The organism is Chryseobacterium sp. MP_3.2 (assembly GCF_035984805.1).
GTDB lineage: Bacteria > Bacteroidota > Bacteroidia > Flavobacteriales > Weeksellaceae > Kaistella.
Genome location: NZ_JAXCHW010000006.1, coordinates 109,385 through 129,722, shown reverse-complemented (window position 1 = coordinate 129,722; position 20,338 = coordinate 109,385). Strand labels below are relative to the sequence as shown.

General features: G+C 34.1%; 22 protein-coding genes. 11 read left to right on the top strand and 11 right to left on the bottom strand.

Annotated features, from left to right (window positions below):
• Positions 1–222 precede the first annotated feature (222 nt).
• The 3 genes from RCH13_RS09430 (at position 223) to RCH13_RS09420 (ending at position 2,128) form a co-directional block, all read left to right on the top strand.
• On the top strand, positions 223–954 hold the full coding sequence (locus RCH13_RS09430; RefSeq protein WP_326986986.1) for a T9SS type A sorting domain-containing protein: 732 nt from the start codon (positions 223–225) through the stop codon (positions 952–954).
• A gap of 149 nt (positions 955–1,103) precedes the next feature.
• A complete protein-coding gene (gene rpmH / locus RCH13_RS09425) occupies positions 1,104–1,262 on the top strand; it encodes a 50S ribosomal protein L34 (RefSeq protein ID WP_326986985.1) in 159 nt (52 codons plus the stop codon).
• Between the two features lie 155 nt (positions 1,263–1,417).
• Positions 1,418–2,128, top strand: a complete 711-nt coding sequence (locus tag RCH13_RS09420; RefSeq protein WP_326986984.1) for a cell division ATP-binding protein FtsE — start codon at positions 1,418–1,420, stop codon at positions 2,126–2,128.
• A 75-nt stretch (positions 2,129–2,203) separates the two neighbouring features.
• On the opposite strand, the gene RCH13_RS09415 is transcribed toward RCH13_RS09420, so the two are convergent.
• Positions 2,204–3,160, bottom strand: coding sequence for an acetyl-CoA carboxylase carboxyltransferase subunit alpha (locus RCH13_RS09415; protein WP_326986983.1), 957 nt, complete (start codon positions 3,158–3,160; stop codon positions 2,204–2,206).
• Positions 3,161–3,207: 47 nt separating this feature from the next.
• Complete coding sequence (gene gltX / locus RCH13_RS09410) at positions 3,208–4,722, bottom strand: glutamate--tRNA ligase (protein ID WP_326986982.1); 1,515 nt, start codon at positions 4,720–4,722, stop codon at positions 3,208–3,210.
• A gap of 174 nt (positions 4,723–4,896) precedes the next feature.
• Here gltX and RCH13_RS09405 point away from each other — a divergent pair, with 174 nt between their 5' ends.
• The 4 genes from RCH13_RS09405 (at position 4,897) to RCH13_RS09390 (ending at position 8,789) form a co-directional block, all read left to right on the top strand.
• Positions 4,897–5,241 (top strand): phosphomannose isomerase type II C-terminal cupin domain, encoded by a 345-nt coding sequence (locus tag RCH13_RS09405; protein ID WP_326986981.1) that lies wholly within the window; start codon positions 4,897–4,899, stop codon positions 5,239–5,241.
• Positions 5,242–5,351: 110 nt separating this feature from the next.
• A complete protein-coding gene (locus tag RCH13_RS09400; RefSeq protein WP_326986980.1) occupies positions 5,352–6,575 on the top strand; it encodes a glycosyltransferase family 4 protein in 1,224 nt (407 codons plus the stop codon).
• Between the two features lie 4 nt (positions 6,576–6,579).
• Entirely contained in the window at positions 6,580–7,707 is a 1,128-nt protein-coding gene (locus tag RCH13_RS09395) for a glycosyltransferase (RefSeq protein WP_326986979.1), read from the top strand.
• Complete coding sequence (locus tag RCH13_RS09390) at positions 7,704–8,789, top strand: glycosyltransferase family 4 protein (protein WP_326986978.1); 1,086 nt, start codon at positions 7,704–7,706, stop codon at positions 8,787–8,789. The genes RCH13_RS09395 and RCH13_RS09390 overlap by 4 nt, the downstream gene beginning before the upstream one ends.
• Here the strand turns inward: RCH13_RS09390 and rocD are convergent.
• The 8 genes from rocD to pdxA all read right to left on the bottom strand — a co-directional run bounded on the left by rocD (position 8,779) and on the right by pdxA (position 15,853).
• The gene (rocD, locus tag RCH13_RS09385; protein WP_326986977.1) at positions 8,779–10,059 is read right to left on the bottom strand and encodes an ornithine--oxo-acid transaminase; all 1,281 of its coding nucleotides are present in this window, start codon (positions 10,057–10,059) and stop codon (positions 8,779–8,781) included. The genes RCH13_RS09390 and rocD overlap by 11 nt on opposite strands.
• 87 nt (positions 10,060–10,146) lie before the next feature.
• Positions 10,147–10,641: a hypothetical protein gene (locus RCH13_RS09380; protein WP_326986976.1), complete on the bottom strand. Its 495-nt coding sequence runs from the start codon at positions 10,639–10,641 to the stop codon at positions 10,147–10,149.
• Positions 10,642–10,696: 55 nt separating this feature from the next.
• Positions 10,697–11,506 carry a hypothetical protein gene (locus tag RCH13_RS09375; protein WP_326986975.1) on the bottom strand — a complete coding sequence of 270 codons (810 nt, stop codon included), beginning with the start codon at positions 11,504–11,506 and terminating at the stop codon, positions 10,697–10,699.
• Positions 11,507–11,831: 325 nt separating this feature from the next.
• Positions 11,832–13,184 (bottom strand): acetyl-CoA carboxylase biotin carboxylase subunit, encoded by a 1,353-nt coding sequence (accC, locus tag RCH13_RS09370; RefSeq protein WP_326986974.1) that lies wholly within the window; start codon positions 13,182–13,184, stop codon positions 11,832–11,834.
• 94 nt (positions 13,185–13,278) lie between these two features.
• Complete coding sequence (gene accB / locus RCH13_RS09365) at positions 13,279–13,758, bottom strand: acetyl-CoA carboxylase biotin carboxyl carrier protein (protein ID WP_326986973.1); 480 nt, start codon at positions 13,756–13,758, stop codon at positions 13,279–13,281.
• 125 nt (positions 13,759–13,883) lie between these two features.
• On the bottom strand, positions 13,884–14,087 hold the full coding sequence (gene rpmF / locus RCH13_RS09360) for a 50S ribosomal protein L32 (RefSeq protein ID WP_326987055.1): 204 nt from the start codon (positions 14,085–14,087) through the stop codon (positions 13,884–13,886).
• Positions 14,088–14,153: 66 nt separating this feature from the next.
• Positions 14,154–14,675, bottom strand: coding sequence for a YceD family protein (locus tag RCH13_RS09355; protein WP_326986972.1), 522 nt, complete (start codon positions 14,673–14,675; stop codon positions 14,154–14,156).
• An 86-nt stretch (positions 14,676–14,761) separates the two neighbouring features.
• Positions 14,762–15,853, bottom strand: a complete 1,092-nt coding sequence (gene pdxA, locus RCH13_RS09350; protein WP_326986971.1) for a 4-hydroxythreonine-4-phosphate dehydrogenase PdxA — start codon at positions 15,851–15,853, stop codon at positions 14,762–14,764.
• A 107-nt stretch (positions 15,854–15,960) separates the two neighbouring features.
• Between pdxA and RCH13_RS09345 the strand changes: the two genes are divergently transcribed.
• From RCH13_RS09345 to RCH13_RS09335, 3 genes are read left to right on the top strand one after another with little or no spacing between them, the layout of a single operon-like run.
• A complete protein-coding gene (locus tag RCH13_RS09345; RefSeq protein WP_326986970.1) occupies positions 15,961–16,563 on the top strand; it encodes a riboflavin synthase in 603 nt (200 codons plus the stop codon).
• Positions 16,544–17,998, top strand: a complete 1,455-nt coding sequence (locus RCH13_RS09340; protein WP_326986969.1) for a sensor histidine kinase — start codon at positions 16,544–16,546, stop codon at positions 17,996–17,998. The genes RCH13_RS09345 and RCH13_RS09340 overlap by 20 nt, the downstream gene beginning before the upstream one ends.
• 33 nt (positions 17,999–18,031) lie before the next feature.
• Positions 18,032–18,727: a tRNA1(Val) (adenine(37)-N6)-methyltransferase gene (locus tag RCH13_RS09335; protein ID WP_326986968.1), complete on the top strand. Its 696-nt coding sequence runs from the start codon at positions 18,032–18,034 to the stop codon at positions 18,725–18,727.
• A 16-nt stretch (positions 18,728–18,743) separates the two neighbouring features.
• On the opposite strand, the gene RCH13_RS09330 is transcribed toward RCH13_RS09335, so the two are convergent.
• A complete protein-coding gene (locus RCH13_RS09330; RefSeq protein WP_326986967.1) occupies positions 18,744–19,322 on the bottom strand; it encodes a DUF6759 domain-containing protein in 579 nt (192 codons plus the stop codon).
• 137 nt (positions 19,323–19,459) lie between these two features.
• Here RCH13_RS09330 and tsf point away from each other — a divergent pair, with 137 nt between their 5' ends.
• A complete protein-coding gene (gene tsf, locus RCH13_RS09325; protein WP_326986966.1) occupies positions 19,460–20,281 on the top strand; it encodes a translation elongation factor Ts in 822 nt (273 codons plus the stop codon).
• Positions 20,282–20,338: the final 57 nt, after the last annotated feature.

Below are 20,338 nucleotides of genomic sequence, written 5' to 3'. Positions count from 1 at the left end.
AGCCCCTCAATACCTCTAGCAACAACTCTTGTCTTGACTGAAGGTACCTACTAGGTTTCCATTCAAGCAGTTCTAGATTTAAGTGGTGGTCAATGGTTCTGGAGAACATATGACGATGCAGGAACTTTAGATGCACCTTATGCCTGGATCAATCCAGGGAATGGGTTTGCAACAAGTTGCAATACTGGTTGAAAAACCGCTTCCATCTGCTTACCTGCGCAAGTGAAAGATTTAATTCTCACTATTGATGGAATCGAAACAAATCCATGTAAAACAATAACCGGAAGAATATTGACTACGGATTCTACACATTCCCCAAGAATTACAAGAGGTGGCGTTCATCCTATCTGTGGAATCGCGAAAGCTTATTCTGGAAATTTTGGAAGGGGAAATTTCCATTACAAAACTTATACGGTTCAAAACACTTCCGCCTCTCCAGATTGTGTAACTCTGACTTTAAAAAATACAGATCCAGATCCATTGAAGCAAGTTCACCTAATCGCCAATACAGGTAGTTTTAACCCAGCTAATTTATCGCAAAACTACTTAGGAGATATCGTTAACAGTTCTGTAACTGGTAAAGTTGAAACAATGGCCATTACCATTCCAGCCAATACTACAATCGTCCTTATCGCTATGGAACCTACTGCAAATACTGTATTTACTGCTGACTTCACCATCAATGTAATTTCCGCAAATTGTGCAAGTATTCTTAAAGCCATAGATAACAGTATAAATAAGATTAGCATTTATCCAAATCCCGTTAAAAAAGTGCTTTATGTAAACGGAATGATAGTAGAAGACGCCAATGTCTATGATGTGAGTGGGAAATTAATTGCTATTAAAACTACAAAAAATGAAATTAATGTAGAAGAATTGCAGAAAGGCAGTTACATCCTTCAAATGAAAGACAAAGCTGGGAAAGTACACCAAGATAAATTTATCAAAAACTGATAAATACATAAATACTCAATCGTCCATTTGGCTAGCCAAGTGGACGATTTTTTTAGAGAAATAATTAACAATTTGTTTGCAGTGAATAAAAAGTTTCCTATCTTTGCAATCTGAAAAATAAGATATAGTTTTTACTAAAAATAATCGCAATGCCAAAAAGAACATTTCAACCATCTGAAAGAAAGAAAAGAAACAAGCACGGTTTCCGTTTAAGAATGTCAACACCAAACGGTAGAAGAATTCTAGCTGCGAGAAGAGCGAAAGGCAGAAAGAGCTTAACAATCAGTAGCCAAAGAGCGAAAAGATAATCTCTAATCTATCATATACAATTATGCTTGGAAAATTATTTTCAGGCATTTTTTGTTTGTTAAATTTTCCTAAAGTGTCTTAGAAAAAGAATCTTTTATCTACTTTTGAAAGGTAAATTTGATTCTTATCATTCATCAAAAAATTACAATCTAGTATGCCACATTCCTCCCATGAAGGTCAAGATGTTATTCAATTAAAAAATGCCAAGATTGCGCAGAAAAACTTCACCGTTTTAAATGATGTAAATCTCAATATAAAGAAAGGAAGATTCTGCTACCTCATCGGTAAAACCGGTTCTGGAAAGAGTTCACTTCTAAAAACCCTTTACGGACACATTCCCCTTACCGCTGGTAATGGAAGTGTTGCTGGATATCAATTAGAAAGTTTAAGTATGTCTGACATTCCGAATCTTAGAAGAAAATTAGGAATTGTGTTCCAAGATTTTCAACTTTTGCCAGACCGAACGGTGGAGAAAAACTTGAAATTTGTTTTGGAAGCCACGGGTTGGACAGAAAAAATAAAAATAGATGATCGTATCAATGAAGTTCTGGCAAGTGTAGGTATGAAATCCAAAAAACACAAAATGCCTCATGAGCTTTCAGGCGGTGAGCAACAAAGAATTGCCATTGCAAGAGCATTGCTTAATCATCCCGAATTAATATTAGCAGATGAGCCAACCGGAAATTTAGATCCAGAAACCTCGAATGAGATTATGACTTTGCTAAAACAGGTTGCTTTTGAAAACGGCTCCGCGGTGGTGATGGCAACGCATGATTACCATATGATCCAAAACTTTCCTGGGGAAGCAATCCGTTGCGAAGACGGTAAAGTGACCGTATTGGACACTGCAGAGCTTTTCGAATAGTTCAAAATGCTGTTGTTTAAAAATAAGAAATCCTGTAATTATTTACAGGATTTTCCTTTTTAAGCTCTTTAATTCTTACCCTTTGAATTGACCCATGGCAATAAATTTTTCTTGCCGTTGAGTTTCTAATTCTTTTCCGGTAAATTTGGAAAAGGCTTTAATATTTTGCAAAATTGAATGTTTTAAATTTTCAAAAGCCACTTTAGGTGCATAATGCGCGCCGCCTAAAGGTTCAGGAATAATTCCATCAATAAATTTTTCTCTCAAGGCGTCATCAGGTGTTAATTTTAATGCATTAGCTGCATCTTCTTTATGATCCCAATTCCTCCATAGTATAGAAGAACAACTTTCGGGTGCAATTACGGTATACCAAGTGTTTTCTAGCATGTAAACTTTATTTCCAACGCCAATTCCTAACGCTCCACCGCTTGCTCCTTCTCCTATGATGTAACAAAAAATTGGAGTTTTAAGCATGGTCATTTCGAAAATATTACGGGCAATTGCTTCACCTTGGCCACGCTCTTCTGCTTCTAATCCCGGATACGCTCCTGGAGTATCAATTAGAGTAATTACCGGAATCTTAAATTTCTCTGCAAGTTTCATTAACCGCAAAGCTTTTCTATAGCCTTCAGGATTACTCATCCCAAATCTTCTGTGCTGTCTTTCTTTAGTTGTTCTTCCTTTTTGGGTGCCTATTAACATTACTCTTTCCCCATCAATAGTTGCTAATCCACCAATCATTGCTGGATCATCTGCAAAGTTACGATCTCCATGAAGTTCTAGAAAACTATCTTTATCTACCAATCCTTTAATAAAATCTAAAGTATAGGGTCGGTCTGGATGACGCGATAATTGAACTCTTTGCCACGGCGTAAGGTTTAAGTATATTTCTTTCTTTTTTTCAATAATTTTATCCTCGATTTGGGAGCAAGCCAACTTCACATCTACCCCACTTTCTTCTCCCACTAAAGAACAGGTTTGGTACTGGTCCATCAAGTCTTTTACAGGAAGTTCAAAATTTAAATACTCCATTTTTTCAATTCAGATTTAGGTTCAAATTTACTAAAAAATAAAGGAAATTAAGAGATATTATTCACTGCATTTTGTAAACGAGCAAGGCTTACTTCTTTTCCCAGAATTTCTAAAATATCCGGAACATCTGGTCCTTTCAATTCACCAACTAAGGCTAAACGCAGTGGCATCATCACTTTTCCCATTCCTAATGATTTACTTTCGGCGAAATGGTGGATTGAATTTTTCAAATCTTCAGCTTCAAATTTTTCAACTTTGTCCAAATGTGCACAAAGCTCAGAAATTATTTCCGCAGCGCTTTCATTCCAAGCTTTTTTTACGGCTTTTTCTTCATAATCAGTTGGACTTCGGAAGAAAAACAACCCTTGGGTATAGATGTCTTGAACGAAAGTTGCGCGCTCTTTCATCAAAGAAATAATCTTCAGTAATTTTTCATCTGAATAATTCTGGAATTTATCGCCTCCCAATTCTTTTAAAATAATAAGTACTTCTTCCGGACTTTTCAGTTTTAAATATTCCTGATTAAACCATTCTGCCTTGTCTTTGCTAAAACGTGCACCGGCTTTATGAACTTTGTACAAATCAAATTCTTGAATCATTTCCTTTAAAGTTAATAGTTCCCGATCATTTGCAGGACTCCAACCTAAAAGCGCTACCATGTTTAAAAAAGCTTCCGGAAAATAACCTGATTCTCGATATCCTTTGGAAATTGCTCCGGTTTCCTGATCTTTAAAATCTAAAGGAAAAACAGGGAATCCAAATTTATCACCATCTCTTTTGCTTAATTTTCCTTTTCCTTCTGGCTTTAAAATCAAAGATAAATGAGCGAATTCGGGTTTTTCCCAGCCCATTGCTTCGTATAATAAATAATGCAAACCAAGAGAAGGAAGCCATTCTTCACCGCGGATCACATGGGAAATTTCCATCTCATGATCATCTACAACATTGGCAAAATGATAAGTTGGCATTCCATCATTTTTGATTAAAACCTTGTCATCTAAGGTATTGGTATTTACGGCAGAATTGCCACGAATAATATCTTCAAGATTTAAAACTCGATCAATAGGCATTTTAAACCGAACAACATAAGGAACATTATCTTTCTTAAGTTGCTCTACTTCTTCTTTTGATAAAGTTAAAGAATTTTTAAGTCGATTTCTTGTAATATAATTGTAGGCGAATACTTCCCCATTTTTCTCAAATTCATTTCGAATTTCATCCAATTCTTCTGGAGTATCAAAAGCGATGTAGGCGTAATCAGTTTTCAATAATTCAACTAAATGTCTGTCATAAATATCACGTCTTTCTGATTGGCGGTATGGCGCAAATTTTCCACCGTGTTTTGGACTTTCATCTGGAATAATACCACACCATTCCAATGCTTCCATAATATATTCTTCTGCACCTTCTACAAAACGTGCGGTATCTGTATCTTCAATTCTTAAAACAAAATCACCTCCATGATTCTTCGCAAAAAGATAATCATAGAGAGCTGTTCTTACTCCTCCTAAATGTAAAGGTCCGGTTGGACTTGGTGCGAAACGCACTCTTACTTTGCTCATTTTTCTTAAAATTTTAAGGTGCAAATTTAAAGAAAAAATCCCCCACTCGCCTTTTAATTCCTATTGTTTTCGCCTATAAGTTGATACTAAAGTGAAGTAATAATGTAAGAGTTAAAGAAATGTCATAAGCGTGTTTCAGAAAAATACTTATTTTTGTATCTAAATAAAGAAACTATGTTAGAGATCGGCGAAAGACCTTGGGGAAAATACTTTGTTTTGGCAGATGAGCCACACTACAAACTAAAGAGAATTGAAGTTGATCCCGGTCAAAGACTTTCTTACCAATTTCATCATCATCGCCAAGAATTTTGGACGATTATACAGGGAGAAGCCGTTGTAATTTTAGATGAAATCGAAAATTACCTTAAATACGGCGAAAGCATTCATATTCCACTCGGAGCAAAGCATAGAATTGAAAATAGAAGTTCAGAATTGGTTGTGTTTGTAGAGGTTCAGACCGGAACTTATTTCGGAGAAGATGATATTGTGCGGTTAGATGATGATTACGAACGAAAATAGTAGAAAATTCTCAATTGTAATTGCTTTATTTAGCTGCTAAAATATCTTATAAAAATAATAATGTCGATAAAATTGAAAAATTTACATTATAAATTTACGTTTGAAAAATAATGAAAATTAAAATTGTATTTGAAATTGGACTAATCGGCGATTTGCACCATTCGCAAGCAGGACTTTATAGAGTAGCTGATGAATTATTAAAAAGATTCACCAAAAACCCCGATATGGATTTACGCTATTCTCTTTATGCCCATTCCAGCAGCAAGACGAGTACACCAGACATTGAAGCAATACTGAAAGAAAAAGGAAGTATTCTAAAGGGAGTAAATACGAGAAAACGGATTGCTTTCTTACCTTTTCGGAAAGAAAAACTCTTTAAATTTATTTATAAACAATTTGGCATTACAAACTACAAAATCGTAGATAATTGCGAATTGAAAGATGCGCAAATTTACCACTCACCTTATTTCCCAATTCCAGAAAAATTACAAAAACACACCGAGCTTAAGAAAGTTGTTACCGTACATGACCTGATCCCATTTCTTTTTCCCCACCTTAATTCTGATAAAAATTTAATGGAGGAAATTTTCGAAAGTATTGGGTCAGATGGTTTTGTAATCTGTGTTTCGGAGAGTACTAAAAAAGATTTATTAAAACTTGTACCCTTTATAAACCCTGCACATGTTTATGTTAGTCTTCTTGCCGCATCTGCTGAAAAATTTTTCGTTTGTGAAGACGAAGCCAACTTGAAGAAACTGCAACTTAAATATAATTTGCCCGAAAGATACTTTTTAGGACTTAGCACATTGGAACCTAGAAAAAACATAGATCATGTAATAAAATCATTCGTGCAAACCATTACAGAAAATAATATTGACGATTTAAGTTTAGTATTAGTGGGGTCAAACGGATGGGATTATGACAATATTTTTAAAGCCTATGAAAATTGCGAAAAGCTAAAGTGTAAGATTATCTTCACCGGAAGAATTCCTGATGATGAATTAGCTACTGTTTATAGTAATGCGGAGGCTTTTTTTTACATGTCATTTTACGAGGGTTTTGGCTTACCGGTTTTAGAAGCTATGCAGTGTGGAGTTCCGGTAGTTGTTTCAGACAATTCATCACTACCAGAAGTAGTAGGTGACAGTGGAATATTATTAGATGCAAAAGACGAATTTGGGCTTAGAAAAACCATGCTTGATCTTTATCAAAATGAAGCTTTAAGAAGAGAATTATCTGAAAAATCATTAAAAAGGGCAAAACAGTTCTCATGGGAAAAAACGGTAAATACGCATCTTACTATTTATAAACATATTCTTAATTCTGAAACTTAAACCATTGAAAAAGAATATACTCTATTTCATGCCGGATAATCCCATGACTGGCAAAGCTGGCAATACTACAAGGCTAAATCAAATGCTTTCTTATTTTAATGAGAATGAAAATATTTCTGTTCAATTTGTATCCCTGAAAGATTGGGGTAATTGGACAGATGAGCATTTAAAATCGTTTAAAAAAACCTATAACAATGTAAGAATTCAATTGCTTAATAAAAAGTATAAAAGCACATTTTTAAAATATTTATTTCTCTATAAAATTCCTTACCTATTTAAGTCTAACAAAATTGATATTACTAGTCTCATTCTCAGAAGAGATTTTAATAAAATTATAAAAGCAACGAAATTTGATGCAGTTGTAATAAGCTACGCCTTATGGGGAAAACTGATTGATGAAATACCTTATGAAACGTATAAAATCCTAGACACTCATGATTTTATTACTGGACAACGCAAAAACAAGCATAATTCAATAGGAAAACTATTTCAAGATGAAATGGAAATTTTAAGAAGCTTCGATGAGATCTGGACCTATTCAGTAGAAGAGCAATACATTTTTGAACAGTTCACAGATCGAAAAATAACTTTAATTCCTGTTTCTTTTCCTTTAAATTTTGAAAGTACTGACAAATCATTTGTATATGATGTAATTTATGTGGCCAGTAATAATCCACATAATATTGCAGGAATTAAATGGTTCTTAAAAGAAGTTTTACCTCATTTACAAGATGTGAAAATTCACATTGTGGGAAATATTTGCAAAGAAATTGACGATTATGACAATGTAATTAAACATGGATTGGTAGACGATTTAACTGCAATGTACCGGAGCGCAAAAATTGCAATTTGTCCCATGTTGAGTGGCACTGGAATTAAAATAAAAGTAGTAGAAGCACTTTCTTATGGAATTCCTGTGGTTACAAACAAAAGAGGTGTAGATGGATTGATTAATAAAACAGAAAATGGCTGCATCGTAACAGATGATCCGAAAAAATTTGCAGAAAAGATGATGCACCTTCTCCAAAATGAAGAATTTTACACGAAAACAAAAGGAGAAGCAATTTCTTATTTCAAAAATAATCACGATCCAGAATTAGAGTTAGAACTACTGAATACTATTTTCAAATGAAGAAAAAAATACTCCTTGACTTGGAAAGATTACGCTATCCTTACTCGGGAATAGCTAATGTTTTTCGGAATTTGGCCAAAGGATTTCATGAGGAAAACAAGAATTTGGACGTTACTTATTTTGGCGATTTTTCTACCCTAGATTTTAAAATTTCAAAGAAGATTGAGTGGAAAAAATGGTTTAAATTTTATGAAAATTTTAGTTCTAAATTTGATATTATTCATGTAAGTCATCAGCTTTCCTCTTATTTTCAGAAAAATTATAGAAATTCTACTAAAATTGTCACCCTGCACGATCTCAATTTTCTGCATGAAAATCTTTCGGAAAAAAAGCGAAAAAAGATGCTGCGCAAAGTAAACAATAATCTAAAAAATACAGATTACTTAGTATGCATCTCGGAATATGCTAAAAAAGATATTTTAGAAAATAGAAATCTTTTCACTTTTAAAAAATTAAAGGAAATTGTGGTCATCCATAATGGAATTGAACTTCCAGCAGATAAAACCTATGATTTAGGAAAATTTTCGTTTTTGAATCAAAAAAAATACATTCTCAATATTGGAGTTCTCTTTGAGAAAAAAAATCAGCTTTCCTTAGTAGAAATGCTTCCGTTCATCGATGACGATTTGGTTTTGATCGCTTCAGACGAGAAAAATCCTTACGCAGAGAATTTTAGAAAAAGAATAAAAGACCTGCAATTAGAAGAACGCGTTCATATTTTGAAAAATATTACAGAGGAGGAAAAATACGCACTCATCCAAAATTGTAGTGCCATGTGCCATCCGAGTATTGCTGAAGGATTCGGCATTCCACCGATTGAAGCGATGGCTTTCGGGAAGCCTGTTTTCCTTTCAACATTTACAAGCTTGCCAGAAATTGGTGGTGATGCAGCTTTTTATTTCGAAAATTTTGAACCTAAAAAAATGGCAGAATTTTTTACGCTGAAAATAAAATATTACGAGGAAAATAAGCCTGAACTTTCCGCAAAAATAAAAAATTGGACAAAACAATATGATTATAAAGTAATGTCCAATAATTATTTAAACTTTTATGAAGAGATTTTGAATAAATCTACTTCTTAAACTCCATAATTGTCTTCTCAATAATAGCAACACACTCCATCATTTGTTCCTGTGTAATCACCAAAGGTGGCGCTAGACGGATAATATTTCCATGTGTAGGTTTCGCCAGCAATCCGTTTTCTTTCAACTGCACGCAAAGATTCCACGCAGTATCACTTTCCGGCGTATCATTGATAATAATTGCGTTTAACAATCCTTTTCCACGTACTTTTACAATCAAATCTGTCTTTGAAATGATTCGATTGATTTCCTCGCGGAAAATATTACCCAAACGTCGAGCATTTTGAATTAAATGTTCTTCAGTAACTACGTCTAAAGCTGCGATAGCAACTTTGGCTGCAATAGGATTTCCACCAAAAGTAGAACCATGTTGACCAGGTTTAATGACTTCCATAACATGATCATCTGCTAAAACTGCAGAAACAGGATAAGCGCCTCCAGAAAGAGCTTTACCCAAAATTAAAATATCTGGTTTGGTATAAGTAGCCTGCTTTTCGCATGTATTTTCGCAAGAGCAATTCCCACAAACTGCCAAAAGACTCCCTGTGCGAGCGATTCCGGTTTGAACTTCATCTGCGATAAACAACATACCATTTGCATGGCAAACTGCTTGCGCCTTCGCCATAAAATCTTCAGACGGCGTATAAACTCCAGCTTCACCCTGAATAGGTTCTACTAAAAATCCGATAACATTTTTTTGTTTCGCTACTTCTTCCAAAGCGCTGATATCATCATAAGGAATGCTTATAAAACCACTGGTGTAGGGACCAAAATTATCACGCGCATTGTCATCATCAGAGAAAGAAATAATAGTGGTGGTTCTTCCGTGGAAATTACCTTTGCACACCACAATTACCGCTTCGTTTTCTGCAATTCCTTTTTTTTCATACGCCCATTTCCGGCATAATTTAATGGCTGTTTCTACGGCTTCTGCTCCCGTATTCATTGGTAAAACTTTGTCGAAACCAAAATATTCAGTCACATATCTTTCATAAGGACCCAACACATTATTATAAAACGCACGGGAAGTTAGAGCTAAAGTTTGTGCTTGAGCAATTAATGCTTCTATAATTTTCGGATGAGAATGTCCCTGATTGACTGCCGAATACGCTGAGAGAAAATCAAAATATCTTTTTCCTTCTACATCCCAAACGTAAACGCCTTCCCCTTTTTCTAATACCACAGGTAGTGGATGGTAATTGTGAGCGCCATGCTCATTTTCTAAATCGATATACTTTTGGGAGTTTTTTTGAACTAAAACGTCTGACATAACTTACTTTTTTACAAATTTAATGATAATAACTGAGACTAAAACTGTTCGATTGAATATGTATTTCTTAAAATTAATCCAATTCTATTAATCATACCAATATTCCTTTCCTACGATGTAACCTGCGGTTTTGAAAGCTTTTTGAAGTTCGATCCCTACCGTTTCATTGTGTCTGTCACTGGATAAATAGAGGAAAAATAAATATCCCAATACTTTGTCAACTTTCCCACCGTTCGCTTGATTACTGTAAGTTGTTGTCACTGCATCATGTTCGGTTTCAAAAATCACATTGATATCTTTTCCAATTTTTCGAATCATTTTTAAAGGAACTTCTTGCTTTACAAGCTGTACACCGTTAGAAGATGAACTCGCTTTTTTTATTTCGAAAGATAATATTTTGTTTGTACTAATAGTATACGGTTTGACTATGGAAATTGTATCGCCATTAAAATTTGGGGACCGAAATTGATTTCTCACTTCTTTCTTCAATTGGCCATTCAAAATTTTCAAAATCTTTTTTTCCTGTGAAAATATCAAATTTTGAAATCCGAGAAGCGTAAAAAGTACAATTATATATTTCATAATTCTGGTGGAATCTTGAGATTAAAATTAGACTCGCTTGAAGTTACCCTCTTAATTATTCTGATATCCCAAAAGCTAAAACTCCCATTTTATCTTCCTCAAAGGCAGATGAAGTATAATAATATTTTGACCCAGATTTAGTCCAAGTCTTCATTTCAAAAACGGATCCGTCACTTGCCTTTACTTTTTCTGTGGTAGATTTAAAACCATCGTCCTCCAGTTCCGATTCTATAAAAACATTATTCAGGGCTCCAGAATAATTACAGAAAATGTTTGCAATGCTGCCATTTTGCAGATATTCAATCTCCAAAGCCAAATATTTTGCTTCGAAAATTAAAATTTCACTAGTCCTTTCTTTCTCAATTTTTACATCGCCAAATCCCTTTTCCTTCAAAAAAGATGCAACCGTATTTCTCGTAGTATTGAAAAATATATCTTGAATGATAGCGAGTTTCTGATTTTTAAAGGAAGTGATTGCGATTTTACTTGAGGCAACTCCATCACTAGATTTTAGTAACCTTATCAAATATTCCAAAGAATTTTTTAAACGATTCGCATCCGATTCTGTTTCTAAAACTCCAAACACAATTAAATCTGAAGGCTGAAATTTGACTTCAAATCTATTTGAGCGCTTTGCAACAATTAAAGGTCCCGCTTGCATAATATCCTTCTTTCTTATTTCGCCATCGGAATATGTTGCCACCAAAGTATTTCCATCTAGTGCTAATTTCACAACTCGAAAATCATCTAGTTTATAAGAATTTTTAAAAAGAGACTCCATAGAATCAACGGTTTGCTGCTTCGTTTGAGCTTGAAATAATATATTTCCAAAAAATAAAACAGAAAGAAATAGTAATTTTTTCATAACAAATTATCTTTTGATTTGGTTGTTTTTAATTAGTGTAAAATTGTCTAAAATTTCAACCGCTGAATTTAACGTAAAAATATGATCACAATATTTCTATTTACCTCAATTTTAATTATTATCCTCAGTAAATTTAAACAAGAATTATCAATTTGACAAATTTAAACCATTACGCTTTTAAATAGTTCGATATGATTTAAAATAAATATATACTTCCAACTTAAGCCACAATTTATGATGGAACAGAATTTAAAATAAGTAGAAAGTTTTCACAAAAAAAATACTGATTTTTTCAAATCAGTATCTTCTTTCTATAGGTCTATTTTTAATTATCGAAATTTTTATCCATCACAAAACTATCCATAAATGCGGTGGTGTAGTTACCAGCAATGTAATCTTCATTTTCCATTAACTGACGATGGAATGGAATGGTTGTCTTAATACCTTCAACATAAAATTCTTCTAAAGCACGCTTCATTTTAGCAATGGCTTCTTCTCTAGATTGTGCAGTGGTGATTAACTTCGCAATCATAGAATCATAATTAGAAGGAATGGTATAACCTGAATAAACGTGAGTGTCTACACGGATTCCATGTCCACCGGGAATGTTTAACCCCGTAATTTTTCCTGGTGAAGGACGAAAATCATTTAAAGGATCTTCTGCATTAATTCTACATTCTATAGAATGAAGTTTTGGATAATGATTGGCTCCAGAAATTGGTACTCCTGCAGCTAATAAAATCTGCTCCCGGATTAAATCATAGTCAATTACTTGTTCTGTAATCGGATGCTCCACTTGGATTCTGGTATTCATCTCCATAAAATAAAAGCGTCTGTTTTTGTCTACCAAAAACTCGATGGTCCCTACTCCTTCATATCCAATATATTCTGCAGCTTTCACTGCAGCTTCACCCATATCTTTTCGAAGTTGATCCGTCATAAATGGCGACGGTGTTTCTTCGGTAAGTTTTTGATTTCTTCTTTGGATAGAGCAATCTCTTTCAGAAAGGTGACAGGCTTTACCATATTGGTCTCCTGCAATCTGAATTTCAATATGACGTGGTTCTACAATTAACTTTTCCATGTACATTCCACCATTCCCGAAAGCTGCTGTAGCTTCCTGAACCGCAGAATCCCATAGTTCATGTAGATCTTCAGCTTTCCAAACGGCTCTCATTCCTTTTCCACCACCTCCAGCAGTTGCTTTAATCATCACGGGATAACCAACTTCTTCTGCTAAAACGGCGGCTCTTTCGTAGCCATCAATAAGACCTTCGGATCCAGGAACACAAGGAACGCCCGCTTCTTTCATGGTCGCCTTCGCATTTGCTTTATCTCCCATTCTATCAATCTGATCAGGAGTGGCGCCAATAAATTTGATACCATTTTCTTGACAAATTCTTGAAAAATTAGAATTTTCTGAAAGAAAACCATATCCGGGGTGAATTGCATCTGCATTGGTAATTTCTGCCGCTGCAATAATGCTTGAAATCTTCAAATAAGAATCTTTACTCATTGGTGGACCGATACAAACCGCTTCATCCGCAAAACGCACGTGCAAGCTGTCTTTATCTGCAGTAGAATAAACCGCTACGGTTTTAATTCCCATTTCTTTGCAGGTACGTAAAATACGCATTGCAATTTCGCCTCTGTTGGCTATTAATATTTTTTTGAACATCTATTTAGGTAATTTTAAATTTTAAATTCTGAATTTTAAATCATTTTAAATGAAGAAATCTCATCTAAAATTTATAATCTATCATTTAAAATTCCTAAGAAGGGTCTACTAAAAATAAAGGTTGATCATACTCTACTGGTGTAGAATCATCTGCAAGAATCTTTACAATTTTTCCAGAAACCTCTGATTCTATTTGGTTGAATAACTTCATTGCTTCTATTACACAAACCACTTTACCAACGGTTACCTCATCTCCGACATTGATAAAAGTTTCTTTGTCTGGTGATGGTTTTCTGTAAAAAGTACCGATCATTGGAGATTTTATGGTTACATATCTGCTGTCATCTGACGCTTCTTCTACTGCGGGTGCAGTTGCTGGTGCAGAAGTCTGAGCTGCTGGAGCAGACATCTGCTGTGGAGCGGTGTGGTAAACTGTAGGCTGACCGTAATTCATCTCGCTTCCACCAAGTGGAGTTTTGATTGTGATTTCAAAATCTTTTGTTTTATACTTTACTTCGGAAACTTCTGCCTTAGACACAAATTTTATGAGGTTCTGTATGTCTTTAATGTCCATATATTAGGGTATTTATTTATTATGTCAAAGATACTAAAAATCACTAAAAAATAACAAAAAACCACTCAAAATTGTAAATTCTGAGTGGTTTTGGTATAAAATTGAAGTTTTTCTAAAGAAAGTCTTTAGATTTCTTCGGTAGCTTCTACTGCTTTTTCCATTACTACTTTTCCTCTGTAATACATTTTGCCTTCAGACCAGTGTGCTCTGTGGTACAAATGCATTTCACCTGAAGTTGCATCTTTTGCCAATTGAGGAACTACCGCTTTATAGTGTGTTCTTCTTTTATCTCTTCTTGTTGAGGATTGTCTTCTTTTAGGATGTGCCATTTTGTTATAATTTTGTTGATGAGCGATGAGTTTTTGATTGCTCAAATCTCATCATTTTAAACTATTTTAATTTTTATCTTTTAAATTCTTCAGTGCATCCCACCGGGGATCACTCTTCGGTTCTTCTTTTATTTCTTCTTTTGGAGTAAACTGCTCTAATATTCTTAAGTTTTCTTCAGAAATATCAGGTGAAATTTTCTTCATTGGAACAGAAAGCATTACGTTTTCATAAATCAATTGCGCCGCATTAAAGGCGTAATCTGTTTTTGGGATTGTAATTACATCTACACCGCTATCATCATATTCTTCTCCAAATTTCACTAAAACTGAAATTTCATTCTCTAAAGAATGGTCGAAATGATCATTAGAAATATCACATGTTAAATTTACCGTACCAAAAATTTTAATCCATAATTCCAAAAAAGTAGTGTGTTTCTCTAAGAGAATTTCTGCTACCAAATTAGGTTCTGTAAATTCCTGTTCTGTATCGAAAAGTTGAAAGAACGTTTTATCTATCTCAAATCGGAATTCGTGTTTCCCGTTTTTCAGGCCCGAAAACACGATGTCGTAGTTTCTTAGTCTGTCCATAAAATGAGTGTGCAAAAATATGCAATTTTTTTAATAATACAAATAAATTTTAGAACTATTCTTAAGTTATTATTTTAACCTGCTATTTAATTGTGACGATCTATGGGTAAATCCTCTTCCGCATTGTTGTTTGAGGAGTTTCTTCGAGGTTGCATTCTGTTCGTCATCAAGTCATTATAATCTCTTCTATTTTTAAAAATTTTGATTCCCATAAATATTGCTTCAGAAAAACTTTGCGAATCCGCAATATTTTGTCCTGCAATATCATAGGCGACTCCATGGTCGGGGGAAGTTCTAATGAATGGCAAACCCGCTGTATAATTCACCCCTTCTTCATAAGCCAAAGTTTTAAAAGGTGCTAAACCTTGATCATGGTACATTGCTAATACTGCATCATAATTTTTAAATTTATTGGGTTGAAAAAAACTATCTGCCGGAAAAGGTCCGAAAGCTAAAATCCCATTTTCAAAAAGCTCTTTAATGGCGGGCTGAATAATCTCAATTTCTTCCGTCCCAATTACTCCGCCGTCTCCAGAATGAGGATTTAGGCCTAAAACTGCAATTTTTGGACGCTCTACTTGAAAATCTTCGATTAAGCATTGGTTCAATAATTTGATTTGCTTTTTTATCTTTTCTTTAGAAATATTCTCCGCGACCTTTGATAAAGGGATATGATGTGTAGAAACCGCTACTTTCAAACCTTCAGTCACTAAAAACATTAAGCCTTTTTTGCCAAATTTTTCTTCTAGATATCCAGTGTGTCCTGCATGCGCAAAACCTTGTTTCATCATTTCGTCCTTATTAATTGGTGCGGTAACCAAGACATCAATCTCATCATTCATCAGTGCATTAGTTGCAGCTTCTAAAGATTCGATGGCCATTTTTGTTGATTCCTCTGTCGGAGTTCCCAACTCTACATTTACATTGTCTTTCCAGAGATTAACCATGTTGATTTTATCTCCGTGAGCTTGGCTGATTTCTGTGATGTAATGAAAGTTGTGTTGAAGCTTGAAAATATTTTTCTGATAGGTAAAAAGTTTGCCAGATCCAAAGATTATGGGAGTAAAGAAATCAGTAATCGATTTGTCATTAAGCGCTTTCATAATAATTTCTGGACCAATGCCATTGAAATCACCTATGGAAATTCCTACTCGTACTTTGGGATTTTTCGAACTCATTTTTATTACCTTTGATGATTAATAGAATTTCACAAATTTAGGAAATTAGAAATAACTTTTTAAATATAATTTACTTCTTCCCATTTTCCCTCTTAAATTAAAAAAATATGTTCACTGGAATTATCGAAGCTACCGGAATCGTTCAAAATATTGAAAAAAAAGGCGAAAACATTCATTTTACTTTAACCTGTCCCTTTACTCAGGAATTAAAAATTGATCAAAGCTTAGCTCATAACGGATGCTGCCTTACTGTGGTAGAAATTGATGGTGATCAATATGGAGTGACCGCAATAGCTGAATCATTAATAAAAACAAATTTGGGACAATGGAATTCAGGTTCCGAAATCAATTTGGAACGTTGTTTGAAGTTTGATGGCAGATTGGATGGACACCTTGTTCAGGGTCATGTAGACCGCACCGGAACGGTAAAAAATATTGAAGACAAAGACGGAAGCTATTTCGTAACTATTCAATATTCAGAAACAGAAGATTTTACTACTGTAGCACAGGGATCTATTACTGTAAATGGGATTAGTTTAACTGTTGCGAAGAGTGAAAATAATACCTTTTCTGTCGCATTAATTCCTTATACATGGGAGTTCACCAACATGAAAAATCTTAAAATCGGTGATATGGTCAATTTAGAATTTGATATTATCGGCAAGTACATAACGAAATTGATGAAAAATAATGCCACTCTCTCACTATAAAGGATATCGTTTAAGGAACAAGGTTTTTGGGGGTTTCCTTATTATTTGTTTGCTCAGTATTGTAGGATCTGCGGTACTATCTTTTTTTATTCTAAGAAACAATGCCACCGAGCAAAGTCGGACTGACTTACAAAAAAAATCAGAATCTCTACTTTCTACATTGGATTATGCTGTAAGTGATAAACATGTTTCCACTGAAGATTTACAAAATGTTTTAGCCAACGAAATCTATGAAATTGCAGATGTTAATAATCAAGACATCATTATTTACGATTTAAAAGGTGAGTTTATTATCTCTAATAAAGATTTAAATTTAATCCCCCAAAAAAAAGTTCCTCTAGACATTGTTAATAAAATTTTGAAGAGTGATAAGCGTGTAGACTATCAAACCTTCGATCAAAATACAGATGCTAATGTAACTTCCTCTTTTACTATTTTAAAGAACAATATGCTGGAACCCATCGCTATTGTTTATTTTCCTTACTACCATAATGACAGCTCTTACATTAATGTTTTTAATAAGTATGTTAATTACATTATCATAGTGAACCTATTTATCATTGCATTTGCCATTTGGCTCAGCTGGATTATTTCTAACAATCTGACGAAAACTGTTACCAAATTTTCTGATTTAATTAATAATGTAAATCTTCTGGATCAAGAACCGCAACCCATCAAGTATTATCACAATGACGAGCTTAACCAACTTGTGAAAGCCTATAATCAAATGATTCTTCAAATAAAAGATCAAAAAGAACGCCTTAGCTTCAAAGAAAAAGAAGAAGCATGGCGAGAAATGGCAAAACAAGTTGCACATGAAGTGAAAAACCCGTTAACCCCAATGAAACTGACGATTCAAAATTTTGAAAGAAAATTTGACTGTAATGATCCAAAAATTGGTGAAAAAGTGAAAAATCTGAGTAGAACATTAGTTGATCAGATTGATTTGGTGGCAAATGTGGCCAATGCATTTTCTCAATTTGCACAACTACCAGAAAAGACAAATGAAATCTTTGACCTCAATCAAGAAATTAAAGATATCATCCATGTTTTTAGCGATGAAAAAATTTATTTTCATGCGAACAAAGATTCGATTATGATAGATATGGACAAGATTTATCTTTCTAGAATTATCACCAATTTAGTGGGTAATGCTAGACAAGCGCTTTCTGAAGATCGGGAAAGCGCTATCAATATTGATGTAGAACAATGCCAAAAAAGAGTAGAAATTTCAATCACTGATAACGGAGTAGGAATTCCTAAAGAATTATATGGACGAATCTTCGAACCCAACTTTACCTCTAAAACAAGTGGCACTGGATTAGGATTAACCATGGTGAGAAAAATGGTTGAAGATTATAAAGGTGAAATCTCTGTGCAATCTGAGGTTGGCAAAGGATCTACATTCACCATCTTACTACCGACCAATCTCTAAAAATCTTGCAATTTTATTGTCCAATTTGCATAAATGAAGCCTTTTCAATTTAAAAATTTCTCAATTGCGCAATCGAAAAATGTTTTTCGGGTGGGCACGGATGGAGTTTTGTTAGGAGCTTTGTCTTCAGTAGAATCTGCACAAAATGTTTTAGAAGTAGGAACTGGAACAGGACTGATTGGTCTAATGGTGGCACAGAGAAACGCAGAAGCAAATATTGTAGCACTTGATATTACTAAAGAAGCAGTTTCTGTTGCCTCTCAAAATTTTTCTCAATCACCCTATTCTGATCAACTACTAGCTCTTCTTTCTGACTTTAAAGAGTTTGAAACAGAGATGAAATTTGATCTCATCATTTCTAATCCGCCTTATTTCGAAGAAAATCCTTCTCTTAAAGATCGGATTGCAAGGCAGCAAACAGATTTGAATTTTGAAAATTTAATATCAAAGTCTGCAATTTTATTATCAAAAAACGGAATTTTATCTTTAATTATTCCTTTTGAGGCCGGAGAAGTTCTTTACAAAATCGCCACGGAAAATCAATTGCACCTTCATCGAAAAGTAATGATATATGGCATCAAAGATTCCACACCAAAGCGATTGATTTTAGAATTTGGTTTAGGAGAAAAAGAATTTGAAGAACAAGAATTCACCATAGAGAAATCTCCACGAGAATATTCCGATGAATATTTAGAACTCACGAAAGATTTCCATATTTTTAAAAAGTAATCATTCACTTGCTACCCTACTTTGGAGAATTCAATGTAATCACAATATCCTTATTAATGTTTTTACTGCTGCTATATTTGGCGTCACATACAGATGTTGTAATGGTGTAAGTTCCCTTATCGATTAAGATAAAATTCTGATTGTTTGCCGGAACATCTAAGTTGTAATATCGCTTTCCACTAATTTTAACTATCAAATTGCATTTGGATTTGTTAACAATTTGAACATAAGCGGTTTTGCTGGAGGGATCTGTATTGAATAAGTGATTCAGCAGATCTGCCGTTCTTTTATTTTTATCATTGGATCCGTCTTTCGCCACATCTCTTTTAATAGCCGTTTTCAATTTAGTGGTACTGATGGGTTTTACCGTAGGTTTCGCAACAGCAGCTTTTTGGGTCGCGGGTTTGTCATTATTCATTACCGCTACCAATTTTCTTCTAAATTCTGGCGTTTTGGGATGCGTTGGATTGCTCTTTATAAAACTAGCAATCACCTTAATATCTGTACTTTTCTCCACTTGAGCTGCGGTATAACTGGATTGTGCGAAACTCAATGAAGAAAAAAATACGGAAAGAAAAAATAAATATTTGTACATAAAAAGAAGCGTTTTTTAGAAGTTGCAATTTTAGAGATAACGATTAAATCTTCTTTTTAGTTTGTGTGAATTTTATTATCTTTGCACCGCCCTAAAAAAGCTAAATTAATCAAATTTAATATTAAAAAAGAAAAAATATGTACACACCGGTTGCTGCAGATGTAGCTAAATTAAGAAATATTACTGGAGCAGGAATGATGGACTGCAAAAAAGCATTAGTAGAAGCTGAAGGAGATTTTGACAAAGCAATTGATAACCTTAGAAAAAAAGGACAAAAAGTTGCAGCGAACAGAGCAGACAGAGATTCTCATGAAGGTGCTGTAATTGCTAAAGTTAATGCAGACAATACTGTGGGTGCAATTATTGCTTTAAACTGTGAGACAGATTTCGTAGCAAAAAATGATGATTTTGTAAAACTAGCACATGCATTAGCAGAAGTTGCTGTAGGAAAAACGAAAGAAGAATTTTTAGCTGCAGATTTTGATGGTTCTACCGTTGCTGATAAATTAATCGCTCAAACAGGTTTAATCGGAGAAAAAATTGAAATCGGTTCTTTCGAAAGTATTGAAGGTCCTTTCTTAGGAGCGTACATTCACGCAGGAAATAAAATTGCGGCAATTACTTCGCTTTCTGCTGATGTAGATGGAGCTGCAGAAGTTGCTAAGTCTGTTTCTATGCAGGTTGCTGCAATGAAGCCAATTGCTTTGGATGAAACTATGGTTTCCCAAGAAACAATTGACAAGGAATTAGAAATCGAGCGTGAATTGTTAATGAAAGAAGGGAAACCTGCAAATATTATTGACAATATCTTGAAAGGTAAAATGCAGAAATTCTACAAAGACAATACATTGGTTCACCAAGCTTTTATTAAAGATGGTAGTACTTCAGTTGCGGATTATGTAAAGTCTGTAAATGCAGATCTTAAAGTAGTTGGTTTCGTAAGAGTTAGTCTTGCTTAATCATCAGAATTAAACATAATAAAATCTCTTTCTATTTTTTAGAAAGAGATTTTTTTT

Bases quoted from the DNA above. Each gene is read 5' to 3' on its own strand.
- rpmH (WP_326986985.1), top strand. From the start codon at position 1,104: ATGCCAAAAAGAACATTTCAACCATCTGAAAGAAAGAAAAGAAACAAG.
- RCH13_RS09420 (WP_326986984.1), top strand. From the start codon at position 1,418: ATGCCACATTCCTCCCATGAAGGTCAAGATGTTATTCAATTAAAAAAT.
- RCH13_RS09415 (WP_326986983.1), bottom strand. From the start codon at position 3,160: ATGGAGTATTTAAATTTTGAACTTCCTGTAAAAGACTTGATGGACCAG.
- gltX (WP_326986982.1), bottom strand. From the start codon at position 4,722: ATGAGCAAAGTAAGAGTGCGTTTCGCACCAAGTCCAACCGGACCTTTA.
- RCH13_RS09405 (WP_326986981.1), top strand. From the start codon at position 4,897: ATGTTAGAGATCGGCGAAAGACCTTGGGGAAAATACTTTGTTTTGGCA.
- RCH13_RS09400 (WP_326986980.1), top strand. From the start codon at position 5,352: ATGAAAATTAAAATTGTATTTGAAATTGGACTAATCGGCGATTTGCAC.
- RCH13_RS09390 (WP_326986978.1), top strand. From the start codon at position 7,704: ATGAAGAAAAAAATACTCCTTGACTTGGAAAGATTACGCTATCCTTAC.
- rocD (WP_326986977.1), bottom strand. From the start codon at position 10,059: ATGTCAGACGTTTTAGTTCAAAAAAACTCCCAAAAGTATATCGATTTA.
- RCH13_RS09380 (WP_326986976.1), bottom strand. From the start codon at position 10,641: ATGAAATATATAATTGTACTTTTTACGCTTCTCGGATTTCAAAATTTG.
- RCH13_RS09375 (WP_326986975.1), bottom strand. From the start codon at position 11,506: ATGAAAAAATTACTATTTCTTTCTGTTTTATTTTTTGGAAATATATTA.
- accC (WP_326986974.1), bottom strand. From the start codon at position 13,184: ATGTTCAAAAAAATATTAATAGCCAACAGAGGCGAAATTGCAATGCGT.
- accB (WP_326986973.1), bottom strand. From the start codon at position 13,758: ATGGACATTAAAGACATACAGAACCTCATAAAATTTGTGTCTAAGGCA.
- rpmF (WP_326987055.1), bottom strand. From the start codon at position 14,087: ATGGCACATCCTAAAAGAAGACAATCCTCAACAAGAAGAGATAAAAGA.
- RCH13_RS09355 (WP_326986972.1), bottom strand. From the start codon at position 14,675: ATGGACAGACTAAGAAACTACGACATCGTGTTTTCGGGCCTGAAAAAC.
- pdxA (WP_326986971.1), bottom strand. From the start codon at position 15,853: ATGAGTTCGAAAAATCCCAAAGTACGAGTAGGAATTTCCATAGGTGAT.
- RCH13_RS09345 (WP_326986970.1), top strand. From the start codon at position 15,961: ATGTTCACTGGAATTATCGAAGCTACCGGAATCGTTCAAAATATTGAA.
- RCH13_RS09340 (WP_326986969.1), top strand. From the start codon at position 16,544: ATGCCACTCTCTCACTATAAAGGATATCGTTTAAGGAACAAGGTTTTT.
- RCH13_RS09335 (WP_326986968.1), top strand. From the start codon at position 18,032: ATGAAGCCTTTTCAATTTAAAAATTTCTCAATTGCGCAATCGAAAAAT.
- RCH13_RS09330 (WP_326986967.1), bottom strand. From the start codon at position 19,322: ATGTACAAATATTTATTTTTTCTTTCCGTATTTTTTTCTTCATTGAGT.
- tsf (WP_326986966.1), top strand. From the start codon at position 19,460: ATGTACACACCGGTTGCTGCAGATGTAGCTAAATTAAGAAATATTACT.